At 48.0% G+C, this 13651-nt stretch carries 15 protein-coding genes and 2 pseudogenes; 9 read left to right on the top strand and 8 right to left on the bottom strand.

Annotated features, from left to right (window positions below; all coding sequences use genetic code 11):
* Nucleotides 1–9 precede the first annotated feature (9 nt).
* Complete coding sequence (locus tag L362_RS00265) at nucleotides 10–1023, bottom strand: ornithine cyclodeaminase (RefSeq protein ID WP_023345562.1); 1014 nt, start codon at nucleotides 1021–1023, stop codon at nucleotides 10–12.
* A gap of 124 nt (nucleotides 1024–1147) precedes the next feature.
* Here L362_RS00265 and L362_RS00270 point away from each other — a divergent pair, with 124 nt between their 5' ends.
* Nucleotides 1148–1570, top strand: coding sequence for an Lrp/AsnC family transcriptional regulator (locus L362_RS00270; protein WP_023345561.1), 423 nt, complete (start codon nucleotides 1148–1150; stop codon nucleotides 1568–1570).
* A gap of 60 nt (nucleotides 1571–1630) precedes the next feature.
* On the opposite strand, the pseudogene L362_RS24330 reads toward L362_RS00270, so the two are convergent.
* The 4 genes and pseudogenes from L362_RS24330 to L362_RS24845 form a co-directional block, all read right to left on the bottom strand.
* Nucleotides 1631–1984: pseudogene (locus L362_RS24330) on the bottom strand (IS630 family transposase); the annotation flags it as partial.
* Nucleotides 1962–2237, bottom strand: coding sequence for a helix-turn-helix domain-containing protein (locus tag L362_RS00275; protein WP_172616466.1), 276 nt, complete (start codon nucleotides 2235–2237; stop codon nucleotides 1962–1964). The pseudogene L362_RS24330 and the gene L362_RS00275, both read right to left, overlap by 23 nt.
* Before the next feature lie 596 nt (nucleotides 2238–2833).
* Complete coding sequence (locus L362_RS00280) at nucleotides 2834–3829, bottom strand: IS110 family RNA-guided transposase (protein WP_023345558.1); 996 nt, start codon at nucleotides 3827–3829, stop codon at nucleotides 2834–2836.
* 503 nt (nucleotides 3830–4332) lie between these two features.
* Nucleotides 4333–4572 (bottom strand): hypothetical protein, encoded by a 240-nt coding sequence (locus L362_RS24845; RefSeq protein ID WP_127807690.1) that lies wholly within the window; start codon nucleotides 4570–4572, stop codon nucleotides 4333–4335.
* 51 nt (nucleotides 4573–4623) lie between these two features.
* Between L362_RS24845 and L362_RS00285 the strand changes: the two genes are divergently transcribed.
* The 4 genes from L362_RS00285 to L362_RS00300 are packed head-to-tail and all read left to right on the top strand — an operon-like array spanning nucleotide 4624 to nucleotide 7590.
* Nucleotides 4624–5397 (top strand): lysine/arginine/ornithine ABC transporter substrate-binding protein, encoded by a 774-nt coding sequence (locus L362_RS00285; protein ID WP_023345557.1) that lies wholly within the window; start codon nucleotides 4624–4626, stop codon nucleotides 5395–5397.
* A 27-nt stretch (nucleotides 5398–5424) separates the two neighbouring features.
* The gene (locus L362_RS00290; protein WP_023345556.1) at nucleotides 5425–6135 is read left to right on the top strand and encodes an ABC transporter permease; all 711 of its coding nucleotides are present in this window, start codon (nucleotides 5425–5427) and stop codon (nucleotides 6133–6135) included.
* Nucleotides 6136–6137: 2 nt separating this feature from the next.
* Nucleotides 6138–6821: an ABC transporter permease gene (locus tag L362_RS00295; RefSeq protein WP_023345555.1), complete on the top strand. Its 684-nt coding sequence runs from the start codon at nucleotides 6138–6140 to the stop codon at nucleotides 6819–6821.
* 16 nt (nucleotides 6822–6837) lie between these two features.
* A complete protein-coding gene (locus tag L362_RS00300; protein ID WP_023345554.1) occupies nucleotides 6838–7590 on the top strand; it encodes an amino acid ABC transporter ATP-binding protein in 753 nt (250 codons plus the stop codon).
* A gap of 29 nt (nucleotides 7591–7619) precedes the next feature.
* Here L362_RS00300 and L362_RS00305 read toward each other — a convergent pair whose 3' ends face one another.
* Complete coding sequence (locus L362_RS00305) at nucleotides 7620–8366, bottom strand: GntR family transcriptional regulator (protein WP_023345553.1); 747 nt, start codon at nucleotides 8364–8366, stop codon at nucleotides 7620–7622.
* 263 nt (nucleotides 8367–8629) lie between these two features.
* On the opposite strand from L362_RS00305, the gene L362_RS00310 reads away from it, so the two are divergent.
* The 4 genes and pseudogenes from L362_RS00310 (at nucleotide 8630) to L362_RS24505 (ending at nucleotide 12698) form a co-directional block, all read left to right on the top strand.
* Nucleotides 8630–9688: a phosphotransferase gene (locus L362_RS00310; protein WP_048978452.1), complete on the top strand. Its 1059-nt coding sequence runs from the start codon at nucleotides 8630–8632 to the stop codon at nucleotides 9686–9688.
* A 2-nt stretch (nucleotides 9689–9690) separates the two neighbouring features.
* Nucleotides 9691–11040 (top strand): aspartate aminotransferase family protein, encoded by a 1350-nt coding sequence (locus tag L362_RS00315; RefSeq protein ID WP_023345551.1) that lies wholly within the window; start codon nucleotides 9691–9693, stop codon nucleotides 11038–11040.
* Nucleotides 11041–11050: 10 nt separating this feature from the next.
* Nucleotides 11051–11929, top strand: coding sequence for a DMT family transporter (locus tag L362_RS00320; protein WP_023345550.1), 879 nt, complete (start codon nucleotides 11051–11053; stop codon nucleotides 11927–11929).
* Between the two features lie 72 nt (nucleotides 11930–12001).
* Nucleotides 12002–12698: pseudogene (locus L362_RS24505) on the top strand (IS1 family transposase).
* Nucleotides 12699–13099: 401 nt separating this feature from the next.
* Here L362_RS24505 and L362_RS00325 read toward each other — a convergent pair.
* Together L362_RS00325 and L362_RS00330 are read right to left on the bottom strand one after the other, a co-directional pair.
* Complete coding sequence (locus tag L362_RS00325; RefSeq protein WP_023345548.1) at nucleotides 13100–13396, bottom strand: type II toxin-antitoxin system RelE/ParE family toxin; 297 nt, start codon at nucleotides 13394–13396, stop codon at nucleotides 13100–13102.
* Nucleotides 13383–13643 (bottom strand): type II toxin-antitoxin system ParD family antitoxin, encoded by a 261-nt coding sequence (locus L362_RS00330; protein ID WP_023345547.1) that lies wholly within the window; start codon nucleotides 13641–13643, stop codon nucleotides 13383–13385. Before L362_RS00330 ends, L362_RS00325 begins: the two co-directional genes overlap by 14 nt.
* Nucleotides 13644–13651 lie beyond the last annotated feature (8 nt).

The following is a 13651-nucleotide window of genomic DNA, read 5'->3' as shown; positions in this document are numbered from 1 at the left end:
TGACAAGGGCTATTTGATATAACTAAACAAATCACGAGGATCGGCAGGCTGTGGCACTAATTCGATTTTTTCACCAATACGATATTTTTCAGACAGATGCCTGATATAGCGCAGGGTGGAAAAATCTTCGATGGCGAACCCCACTGAATCGAAAACAGTCAGCCCGTGCTGGAAATCACGATTATTAACATTACCGTTAATAATTTTCCAGAGTTCGGTAACAGCGAAACTGGCTGGCATATTTTGAATTTCACCTTCAATTCGGCTTTGAGGCTCATATTCAACCACTACCCTGGCACGGTTAATGATATCGGGATGAATTTCCGTTTTCCCAGGGCAGTCACCACCGACAGCATTTATATATACATTGTCGGATATCATCTCGGGCTTGATAATGGTGGCATTCTTTTTGTCCGCCGTGATCGTGGTGATAATATCCGCGCCTTGAACTGCTTCTGCCACCGAATCGGATATGTGTAGATGAATCGCCTGATACTCTGTAAGATTATTTTTTAGTTTTTCAGAAGCTCTGGGATCAATATCGTAAAGACGGAAGTGATTAATGCCGAGCAACGTGTGGAATGCCAGAATCTGGAATTCGCTTTGTGCACCGTTCCCAATCACCGCCATGGTCCTGACATGATGTGGCGCAAGATATTTTGCGGCCAGTACTGATGTGGCAGCAGTACGTAACGCTGTAGCCAGCGTAAGTTCACTTAACAGCAGGGGATAGCCGGTGTCTGTTTCTGCGAGTGCCCCAAATGCCATGACCGTCAGATTATTTTTATCCGCGTTCGACGGATGCCCGTTAACGTATTTAAATCCGTAGAGGATTTCGCTGGCAGTTGGCATCAGTTCTATAACGCCCAGCGCTGAATGATTGGCGACCCGCCGGCATTTCTGGAAATGAGCCCAGTTCCGATAATCATCTTCTATAAATCCAGTCAGCTCTGTAATGAACTGCTGCACACCGGTCTTTCTGATCAGTTGCTGCATATGTGAAATATCAATGAAAGTCGTCATTATTCTGTCTCAGTTTTGGTATGCATTCAGAATAGCGATCATTGTGTAAGGTGCACAGTTGACAGAATGAATCAAATTGCATTATTTTTTATCAAATTTTATACACTTATGGAGCAATTTGTTCATGGGAGACATTGACCACAGAATCATCACACTGTTAAGAGACAATGCTCGTATCCCGGTCAGTGAAATTGCTACACGTATCGGCGTATCACGCGCAACGGTGCAGAAGCATCTTGATCAGATGGAAGCGAACGGCACCATCAGCGGTTACACTGTACGCATACGGCAGGAACCGGAGACGGACCTTATACGGGCCTGGATGAGTATTGCGATTGAAGGTAATAAGGCACAAAAAATCATTCATCAACTCCAGGGAGAAGCAGCAATAGCAACGCTGCATACAACAAATGGCCGCTGGGATATCCTGGTAGAAATTCACACCCGCAGTCTTGAAGAGTTTGACAAGGTTTTAGGGGGGATTCGGCGCATCCCTGGGGTGGCAAATACAGAAACAAGTATTCTTCTTTCTACTCGTAAAATGTGATACTGGTTTAGAATATATCCCTGTCAAAAACCATATTTGGACTAAATTTTCATCCTAAAGCGGGTCACGGATACGCAAGGTTGGTGCGACTCTGCGCCAGACTAATTCAGCCAATGGCAACCAGCGCCTGAGCGTTCCAGCATGTAACCTGCATCCGGTTATATCTTTGATTTTTATTGCCAGTAGCTGTGTACTCCAGCGTTAACTTTGGTAACCAAAGTCGCCGGGAGAATGCCTTATCAGATCACATAACAGGGTGTAGATATACTCGAAGGGCCAACGTCGGGAGCGTCCTGCGGGCAAGGATTTTAGGCCTTCAACACCTCATTGTGTAAACCAGTTAATCCAGCATCCAACGGATGAACGGGCACAACTGAGTGTTCTCGCAACATCACTTACCCTGTTTCTGCTGTGCCAGCCTCAGAACGGCACCCAGTCGTTTGTTATCGACAACCGCCCCCTGAGTTTCTTCATCGATCCGGTTGTTTGCAGGACGTCCACGGCGGGAAGATGCAAACGCGGTTGCGCCATCTGTCCGGTACAGGCGCACAAGACGCTGCACCTGACGAACACCGAGTTCAAGAATATCTGCAGCGTCGCGCTGAAGCAAAGCCCGGTCAAATACTCGCTGAATGATGCCAAGCCGGTAAAGTTCTTTGTCTGTCATAGTCACCAACATAAGATCGCGGTCCTGTGCTGAGCAAAATGAAGGCTTAGCGTACACGACGCGTGTGAATTGTGCTCAGACGACAATAACGCTTTGCGCTTACACCATGTGTCAAAGCTCAATTGAAATGTCCGTTATCCGGCTCAATTAAAATGACCACTTTGATCTCTGATTCTCTTTACTGATAGACTTTCCTCCGACTGAAACAACAGGATGATTGAGCCCATGCTTCGATACGAGTTAACGCCGAACAATGCAGGTTTTATACTGTGGGGAGATTCAGGGGGCCAGTCTACTAACATCGCGGTGTATTAATCAACGAGGATCAGGTCAATATGGCCAAGTTTACTGAGCAGTCGCAGCAGCTGACCGGTGCCGCGAGAGCTGAATATCTCGAAATAGGAAGAGCATTCCGTGTGGGCTGTAACTTAAAGATCAGAACTTAAGTGATTAGCAACCAGGGTCTGACCTGCTCCCCACTGCTTAACATGCGTCGTAGTAAGTATGCATTCCGAACTTCCGCTGTTCGCTCATAACGGACTGCGCTCACTTATTGCAGTGAGCGTTACCTTGTGTTTGATGCCAGCCTGGTATAGTCAGGTTGACAGTACCGGTTTCAGGTCTTCGTCATTAAAAACGGTTCCGGTCTTCAGGACGCCATAACACCAGTGCACCAGTTTCCGCATCAGCGCGCCAATGGCCACCATTTTAGGTTTACCCCGCAGGCACATCTCATCGTAAATATTACGCATTCGCTTATTGTAGATTTTTCCGCACAGGGCGGACATGTAAAGCTTCGCTCTCAACTGAGGGGGGCCGATTTTCGACATCCGCGGCCGGCGCCGGACCGATGTGCCTGAGCGTTTCTCGATCGGCACCACGCCCAGAAAGGCGGCAGCCTGCTCAGCCGATACAAAGTTATGGCTGCGAAGCACGATCAGCATATGCATCCCCAGCTGGGGACCAACCGATTTAATTGAGGTCAGCAGTGTATAATCACGCCTCAGTGCAGGGCTGGCTTTGATATGTGCTTTTATCTGCCGCTCGATATTACTTATCTCCTCGCGCAGAAGCTGCGCCATACGCCTGCAGGAACTGATAATATCTGCAGGTGTGTCTGTCGACAGGTATTTTTCCAGTCTGTTCTCCTCACGCAGGGCATCACCCAGCAGAACATCCCGCCGTCGCAGGAGTGCACCGAGATATCTGATTTCGGGTGCCGGCGGCTCCCAGCGGTGTGGCTTCTTAAGGAATGCGTAACAGGCCAGCATATACGCATCCACCTTATCCGTTTTTGTCATGATTCCCATGCCACGCGCAAACTCCCGACTACGGTGAGGGTTGGCCAGAGAAACCCGGAAACCGGCATCATGTAATTCAGTGGCCAGCTGTTCGTGATAAACACCGGTAGCTTCCATTACCACATGAACATCTTCCGGACTGCAATGTTGAAGCCTGAGCCAGTGAAGAATATTTTCAACTGAATGTCTGTTATTCTGGATGTTACGGGTTTTTATGCGTCCTTTGATACCGTCATAAAGCATGCAAAGATCCAGGGTGTTTTTACTTACGTCAATGCCGACTGGAAACATGGTCAAACTCCTCTCACATAAACCGTCACGCCTGTTCGCCTTGTACATACGGAGTCGAGCTCCCGGTAACCGTTCAACCTGATGTGCTGGCGTGAAAGGTGAAGCAGAGGGCCATGTGCTGCAAATCAAGGTTCAGCGGTGCCGACTTTTCTGACCTTAAGGGAAGGGGGCGGCTCACTCTGCTTCAGTGGTGGTAGCTAATCACCACAAACTGTTAGATACAAGGGAAGGGGGTCGGTGAGGCAGAACCTGTCAACACAGTAGCCGGCTGCGCCGGGCGACGGCGCCATTTGCCCGCAGTACTCCATGCAGCTTCAGCTGGCGCCTCCATGCCGCTGACGCGGCATTCAGAAGCTTCCCGATGCTGTAAGTCTTAACGTCTGCTTAGTGCCAGAAGCGGACGTTAATATTTTGGAAAATTTATAGTGCTTAACAGCAAAGTGTTGTAGCAAATTCACCTCTAATGACTGTTCCAGTACATAATGGATTGACCAACCGTCTTGTTAAAAACTTAATGGATTTTCCATCTTATCCAGTTCCCGGAAGATTGCTTCGTCCTGTATCGAAGTAACAGATGCGATGAGTAATGATGTAAAGCTGGCAGCAAGCATGGATTGCTCAAGTTGTATATCGAACGTGCACTCTTTTGGGTTCGCTTTGCCTCTGAATGGTGCAAAAGTACCAGAATATTTAAAACCCCCCACTGTGTAATAGCCTTGTACGAACCAATCATTAAGTGGCATGTCTTTTGCATATTAATATATCAGTATATCAAAACACATAGTGAGGTCGCCATGTCAGTTATTAAAGTTGTTCTTGCAGGGATCATGTTAGTAGCAGGCCTGTCTTCTCAGGCAGCAATGGCTAAGGAATGGAAAGAAATCCGCATTGCTACAGAGGGTACGTATAAACCGTTTAGCTACATTGCCAATGGCAAACTGACAGGCTTTGATGTCGATATTGCTAATGCACTATGCGAAAAGATGAAAGCCAAATGTAACATCGTGTCGCAGGAGTGGGATGGCATGATTCCGGGGGTGATGTCTGGCAAATATGATGCAATCGTGGCAAGTATGTCCATTACCCCTGAGCGTCAGAAGAAGATAGATTTTACTGACAAGTATTACGCCACTCCGGCCCGCTTTATCGCGACTAAAGACAGTGACATACAAGAAACCACACCAGCTTCACTGAAAGGCGTGACTGTTGGTGTGCAGGGCTCGACCTCTCAGGCGACCTATCTCGAGGACAACTTCAAAGATACCGACGTCAAAATGTATAAAACCGTCGACGATGCCAACATGGATCTTGCTAACGGTCGAATCGATCTCGTGTTTTCCGATGCTGCAATCCTCTCTGACTGGATGAAGTCTCCTGAAGGGGCATGCTGCAAATTTGTGGGTGGTGATGTTCGCGATGAAAAATACTTTGGCGTAGGAAAAGGCGTAGGCGTGCGTAAATCCGATGCGGACCTGCGCGATCAGTTCAATGCGGCAATTAAAGCCATTATTGCTGACGGAACCTTCGACCGAATCAACAAGAAATATTTCGACTTTTCGATTAAGTAAAGCCTGTTTGTAAGCAGAAGGTACCGTATGGGTGAATACCTGAATTATCTGTCATTCGGGAATGGAGGATGGGCGAAGCCCATCCTGTCCGGAGCACTGTTAACAATTGAACTTGCGGTTGCAACGCTGCCGTTTGGTCTGGTTATAGGGCTGCTGCTGGCAAGCGGAATGTTAAGCCATAAAAAATGGGTGCAACGATTTTGCATTGCCTATGGCACGATTTTCCGTGCACTTCCGGAGCTCCTGACCATCTTTATTATTTTCTATGGCTCGCAGCTCGCGATTAAGATGGCATGCGATTTTATCGGTTGGGAAACACCACAGATTAATGGTTTTATTGCTGGCCTGATTGCGCTGGGCGTCGTGTTCGCAGCTTTTTCGTGTGAAATCTTTTATACCGCATTAAGAGCAATCCCACAGGGACAATATGAGGCGTCTTACGCGCTGGGATTGTCTGCGAGGACGAGTTACTTCCGCGTAACGCTTCCTCAGTTATGGAGAACCGCTCTGCCGGGTCTTGGCAATGTCTGGCTGGTGCTGCTGAAAGATACCTCGCTGGTTTCCGTAATTGCGCTGTCAGACCTGATGCGACAAACCTATATAGCGGTAAATTCGACAAAAGAGCCTTTTTTCTTTTACGCGCTCGCATGTGCCGTTTATCTGGTATTTTCCTCTGTATCAGGACTCATTCTGAGTTTCCTTGAGCGCAGAGCCAATCGCTTTTACGCCAGGGGGTAAGTATGTTTGAGCTTTTACAGGAATACGGTCCCCGCATGCTGAACGGTCTTGGCATTACCTTTCAGATAGTACTGACATCAGTTTTTGCCGGTGCGATCCTGTCAATGTTAATCCTGATGCTGCGTATGTCTGGCTCATCGATACTGAAGTCAGTTTCTCTTGCTTACATCTACTTTTTCCGTGGCACACCGCTACTGGCCCAGACATTTTTGGTTTACTACGGCGCAGGTCAGTTCAGGCATGAATTACAGGGGCTCGGTTTATGGTGGTTCTTCCGTGAAGCTTACTGGTGTACCGTTTTCACATTTACGCTAAATACAGCGGCTTATCAGGCTGAAATCTGGCGCGGTGCGATCCAGTCGGTTCCAGGTGGTCAGCATGAAGCCATTCATGCATTAGGAATGACACGGACCTCCGGTTTTCTGAAAATCATTCTTCCTCAGGCCTCCATTGTCGCGTTGCGCCCTTTGGGAAATGAGCTGGTACTGATGATGAAGTCATCAGCAATCGCCAGCACCATCACGGTTATGGAAGTGATGGGAACCACCGCGCTTGCCTTTTCACGCTCTTTCGATTTCCAGGTTTATTTATGGGCAGCAATTATTTACCTGGCCATTGTAGAAATCATTCGCCGCCTGGTATTGAAAATCAGTAACCGTCTGACAAGACACATGGTCAGGGCCTGAAGGTCCGGAGAATAAAATGACTGATAAAGAAAATCACAAACTTATCGTGCAGTTTCATGGCGTCAATAAATGGTATGGCGATTACGCCGCGCTGCGGAATATTGAGCTCTCTGTCAGCAAAGGTGAGATAGTCGTTGTATGCGGCCCGTCCGGAAGCGGGAAATCAACGCTCATTCGCTGTGTGAATGGACTTGAAAAATATCAGGAAGGCAAGCTGGTCGTAAACGGTACCGATTTAGGCGTGACGCGATCAGGTGATGACAAAGTCAGATGTGAAACGGGTATGGTTTTCCAGAACTTCAATCTTTTCCCGCATATGACAGCCCTTGAGAACTGCATGCTGGCTCCCCAGTCGGTATTGAAAGTGTCGAAAAACGAGGCTCATGAGCGTGCAGTTAAATTTCTGAATAAAGTCGGCATGTCTCATAAGATGAGCCACTATCCCAGTCAGCTGTCAGGCGGCCAGCAGCAGCGCGTCGCGATTGCTCGTGCGTTGTGCATGACACCCCAGGTTCTGTTGCTTGATGAACCAACTTCAGCACTCGATCCTGAGATGGTGAAAGAAGTACTGGATGTTATTTTATCACTGGCCGAAAGTGGAATAACCATGATGTGCGTCACACACGAAATGGATTTCGCCAGAAAAGCAGCTGACAGAGTTGTATTTATGGATAAAGGACAAATTATCGAAATTAACTCGCCGGATGAATTCTTTACTAACCCGACATCCGAACGAGCAAGACAATTTATTGGGCAGATATCACATTAATATAAAAAGAGGCGACAGCCTCTTTTTTATTACCCGAGCAAATGACGCAATCCTTTTTTTGAATCCAGACGGGATAAAATGGCATCATCTTTTTCAAAATAATGCCGGTGCTTATCGAGCAGGATCATAAGGCTGTCATATACTTCAAGATTAACAGTCATCAGCTCTTCGGCTGAAGTTTCATCTCCGCGACGAACAGCATGGTACAACGCTTCATGCTCATTGATCACTGATTCATAGTGTTGTTCCACTGTGAAAGCCAGCCTGCGAACCCGATCAAGATGCCCGGTACCACCGTGCAGCGTCAGCCATATTTCTGGCATGTTAGCGCACTTTGCAATCAGCTTGTGAAACTCATCATCCAGTGCAAAGAAATAGCTCGTGTTAGCATTTATAGCCGCGAAGCGCTGTCGGTTAATAATTTCATCAAATTCAATATTATACTCAGGTCGGTAGAACCGTGCGGCAAGTTTCGCAATCCGGGGTTCAAGAGATTCACGCAGGAACTGACCGTCAAGCACTAGTTTTATGTCGATGGGGCTGACAATAGTGCCCTGGTTTGGTCTGACAATGATGAGATTCTGACTTGCAAGAGCCAGAAGCGCTTCACGAACGGGAGTTCTCGAGAGGCCGAGTTGAGCGGCAATCTCTTTTTCCTGAATCACTTCACCGGGGGGAAGACGCATCGCAATAATGGCATCACGCATCAGAGTGAAGATTTGCATAGTCTTTGGTAACCGGTGATCAAGCATCTCAGCTGAAAACAGAAAACTCATTGAAATTCCTCATAAACGCCCACTGTCGTGAGATTCACATTTGTCTGCCAATATATCACGAAATGGCGGGTCAGTAATCCGTATACATACGCAATTCTTCTTATAAATCACCCTGTTATTAGCATTTCCCTTTATATAGTAATGCATGGCCATTCTGTTTTCTTATAACGCTCATTTTAACTAGCGCATCAGGCCAAGACAGCTTTATTTAAACTTACTGATATGCCAATATATCAGTTAACAATTCATTGATGGTAACCGGCATGGCAGACAACATTTCAATGGAAGCGGAAGCGACCAATGCGCTGACAGCGCAGCAGAGCGATATTGACTGTGACTTTGCAGCAGACGTTCTTCTTGAGCACTACGGCATTCGCGGTGAAGTCCGCAAATTGCGTAGTGAAAGAGATCAAAACTTTCTGGTTGAAAGCGCGGATGGCGCTAAGTTCACGATTAAATTTGCCCATCCAGGTGAAGAACGGATGGTAAGCAATTTCCAGACTGAGCTGATGCATCACATCAATCTTCGTGCCCCTGGCCTGCCGATTCAACAGGTCAGAGCAACGTCAGACGGTCGTTTTGAACTCATTCTTGATTGCCTGGGGCAAATGCGTACGGTCAGAGTCGTTACTTATCTTGAAGGTAAGCTAATGGCACAGTCACCTGCGACTAATGTACAGAAATATAATCTTGGCAGCATGGCTGGGCTCGTCACCAGTGCTCTTTTGGATTTCAGTCATCCCGCTCAGGATCATGTGCTGCTCTGGGATGCTCAACATGCATCATCGCTGCGCGAATACATGAAAGTGATTGTTGCACCTGCTCGCCGTGCCATGCTGGAGTTTTGTCTGGATAACTTTGAATCACGCGTTAAGCCACTTCTTCCCTCGTTACGTAAGAGCGTTGTTCACAACGATATGAACGGCGACAACGTGCTGGTTGATCCACAAAATACTGACGAAATAGCCGCAATTCTTGATTTTGGTGACGCCGTCTGCACAGCGATTGCCATTGATGTTGCGGTGGGAGCCACTTATCAGATGGGAACCGGCGAGCGCTTGCTTGATGGCGCTCTCGCCTACCTTCGAGGCTACATAGCACAGGTTCCGCTTCAGGAAGAGGAGATCAACATTATGTTCGATCTGTTCCTCACCCGCATGTTTGTCCGAATTGTCATTACCGAATGGCGTGCACGTCAGTTTCCGGATAACCGTGAATATATTCTGAGAAACACCGCAACCAGCTGGGCACAGCTGGAACAGTTATTGTCTCTGCCGTTTGAAGAAACTCGCTCCCTCATTGAATCAGCCTGTAAGGAATAACTATGTCACAGTCATTTTCTCCCACTGCTGGTATGCAGAATGGGTTTGATATTGCCCGTGTGAATGAGCTCAATACTCGTGAACGTGAAATCGTGTCACGCCGCGAATCACTGCTTGGCCCATCCTATAAGCTGATGTATGAACATCCGGTTGAGTTTGTGCGTGGCGAAGGCGTGTTCCTCTATGATGCCGAGGACAATGCCTATCTCGACTGCTATAACAACGTGCCTTCAGTCGGCCACTGTAATCCGGCAGTGGTTGAGGCGGTCTCCAGCCAGATTGCCACGCTCAATACTCACACGCGTTACATGAGCGAAAACATTCTTAACTATTCTGAGCAACTGCTGAATACCTTTGAGCCTGAGCTCGGCCACGTCATGTATACCTGCACGGGAAGTGAAGCTGTTGATCTTTCCCTGCGTATCGCCAAGTTCTATACCGGTGGTACCGGCATTATCGTGACTGATTATGCTTATCACGGTATCACCACAACAGTGGCAGCTATCTCAACCACTATGGGTAAATACGTCCCGGTTGATCAGCATGTTCGTACGGTCCGTGCTCCTGACGCCTATCGAGCCGGTGAAGGCGTGGATGTGGCGCAGCGACTGGCTGATGATATTGAAGCAGCGATTGCAGATATGGCACGCCACGGGATCAAATTTGCGGGGTTCATTGCAGACAGCATTTTCTCCACCGATGGACTACTGACCACACCTGCTGGCTTCCTTAAAAAAGCGATTGATGTCGTGCACAAGCACGGCGGCGTTTACATTGCCGATGAAGTGCAGCCTGGCTTCGGGCGTACCGGCTCGCATATGTGGGGTTATCAGCGCCACGGTATTAACCCTGATCTGGTGGTTATGGGCAAGCCAATGGGTAATGGCCTGCCAATCGCAGCGGTTGTTGCCAGACCTGAATTGCTGGCAGATTTTGGCCGTAAAGTTCGCTATTTCAATACCTTTGCAGGGAATCCGGTCTGTATTGCTGCAGCACAAGCCGTACTGAACGAAATACAGAACAAAAACCTGATGGAGAATTCACACCTTCTGGGTGATTACCTTCTGAATGGTTTCCGTGTGATTGCTGAAAATTATACCCAGATTGGGGATGTACGTGGCGCGGGGCTTTATCACGCGATTGAGTTCGTTAAAGATCCTGACACTAAAGAGCCAGATACCGGATTAACACGTAAAGTTGTCAGTGAACTGCGTGAGCGCCGTATTCTTATCAGCACAACGGGTAAAGGAGAGAACAGCCTGAAAATTCGTCCGCTGCTGACATTCAATCAGGATAATGCGGATCTGCTGCTTAACCAGTTCGAAGACACCCTCAAAGCAGTTATCAGGTAAGGAACAGTCTGTGGCTCTCCGTCATTTTTTTATCGTCATTCTGGTTGTTGCAATCTGGGCATTTAATGTTGTGGCTATCAAGCTGGGCGTGACGGAGTTGCCTCCGCTCTTTATGACATTTCTACGTTTTATAGTAGTGTCCGCAGTAGTAGTTCCTTTTGCCAGAGTCACCAGGGAACAATTCAAGACCTTGATGGTACTGGCATTTACATTTGGGTTTATGCACTTTTCTTTGTTGTTTGTGGGCACGCGTTATACCGATGCGGGAACCGCAGCAATCGTGGTTCAGCTTGGTACGCCCTTCGCAATGATCATGGCCGCCGTTGTGCTTAAGGAAAAGTTGAGTTTTATACAGGTAATGGGCATTGCAATTTCATTATCAGGCGTGTTCTTCCTGGCTGGCAGTCCTTCATCCGCCTCAATGCTGGCTATGGTATTGCTGCTGACCAGTGCAACTGGCTGGGCACTCACAAACATCATAGTTAAATGCTCAGTGCCGATTCACCCACTGACGATGGCGGGATGGCTTTCCTTTCTGGCGATTCCTCTAGTTGCGCTGGCATCGTTCATTTTTGAAACGGGTCAGTTTGCTGCTATTGAGAATGCAAGCTGGCGCGGCTGGTTCGGTGTTTTTTACAGTGCGATAGGATCATCCGTTATAGCTTATTCATTGTGGTACTGGCTATTAAAAAAATATCCGGTGAACAAGGTCATGCCTTACTCTTTACTCAGCCCGGTATTTGCTATTTTCTTTGGTGCTTTATTTCTCGGTGACAGCCTCAACGTCTGGAAAATGTCAGGAGCCACGCTTATAGTCGGCGGAACTTTTCTGGCCCTGGTTAATCCAGTAAATATTTTAAGGCGTTATAAAGCAAGACTGGCTAACTAAATACTGCTCAACATTAGGGTGATGCTGCCAACTTACTGATTTAGTGTATGATGGTGTTTTTTTGGTGCTCCAGTGGCTTCTGTTTCTATCAGCTGTCCCTCCTGTTCAGCTACTGACGGGGTGGTGCGTAACGGTAAAAGTACTGCCGGACATCAGCGCTATCTCTGCTCTCACTGCCGTAAAACATGGCAGTTACCGTTCACATACACCGCCTCTCAACCCGGTACGCACCAGAAAATCATTGATATGGCCATGAATGGCGTTGGATGCCGGGCAACCGCCCGCATTATGGGCGCTGGCCTCAACACGATTTTACGTCACTTAAAAAACTCAGGCCGCAGTCGGTAACCTCGCGCATACAGCCGGGCAGTGACGTCATCGTCTGCGCGGAAATGGACGAACAGTGGGGCTACGTCTGGGCTAGATCGCGCCAGCGCTGGCTGTTTACGCGTATGACAGGCTCCGGAAGACGGTTGTTGCGCACGTATTCGGTGAACGCACTATGGAGACGCTGGGGCGTCTTATGAGCCTGCTGTCACCCTTTGACGTGGTGATATGGATGACGGATGGCTGGCCGCTGTATGAATCCCGCCTGAAGGGAAAGCTGCACCTAATCAGCAAGCGATATACACAGCGAATTGAGCGGCATAACCTGAATCTGAGGCAGCATCTGGCAAGGCTGGGACGGAAGTCGCTGTCGTTCTCAATATCGGTGGAGCTGCATGATAAAGTCATCGGGCATTATCTGAACATAAAACACTATCAATAAGTTGGGACCATTACCGCAGGCATGAAGCTAATGGTTTTATTTCTAAGGCTTTCACTTTTGTACTGGTTGTAACATATCCGCCAGAGGAATGGTTCTTTTGAGTTGAATTCTTTGAGGTGGATGAGGTATCAACAAAGGAATCGATGCTTAAGCTTGAGGTGCATAGGCATGAATTGATATTTAAAGGCATGTACCCTCCGTATAAGACTGACTGTCAATGAAAGGGGAAATAATAGCAAGAAACAGAGCCTATCATATAAGTGTTTCACCCCGAACAAGACAGTAGGAGCGAATTTTTCCCACCATGATCGGGGAAGACCCATATATATACAGTGCGCATATAACATAAGATAGATTACACGAACTAACAAATTGATTTAATTATGTTTTTTCATATTCGATTACCTCCAGGGTTCATGGCGCGCCGTATCCTGAGACTGGCTGAGAATACGTATGATCGTAACCACTGAATGTGATGGCACAAAATAGATCATGTGCTGTTCCACCGGCAGCGAGCAGATATTTTCGCCAAGCTCCGCGCGATGCGTGCCAATATCATGCATGGCCAGCACGTCAAAAACCGCTGCTATACGGCCGATATACGCATCCGCCTGAACAATCCCGAACTGTCGGAAGCTGTAGTCCCAGATTGCTTCCAGATCTTCTTCTGCTTTGGGTGTCAGCTCAATCTCTTTCATTTGCCACCCTGGCCCTGACATTATTCAGGAATGCATCCTTGTTCCATGGTTTCGCTTCGCCGCTGCTGATACCTTCGACCAGCAGATCGCGCAGTTCCTGAAGGCGTGATTCGGCCTGCTTCTCGCGCAGTAAACGCAGCGCGTCACGCATGACCTCGCTCTGTGTTCGGTAATCACCGGCCTTAACCAGGGAATCGATAAATTCACGCAGCTCGTCGCCCACGTCCACCGTCATCGTTCGGGCCATAGCCCCTC

This window comes from Enterobacter sp. MGH 16 (assembly GCF_000493175.1).
Classification (GTDB): Bacteria; Pseudomonadota; Gammaproteobacteria; order Enterobacterales; family Enterobacteriaceae; genus Enterobacter; species Enterobacter roggenkampii.
The sequence above is the reverse complement of the archived record's forward strand: the minus strand, read 5'-3'. Positions and strand labels throughout refer to the sequence as shown.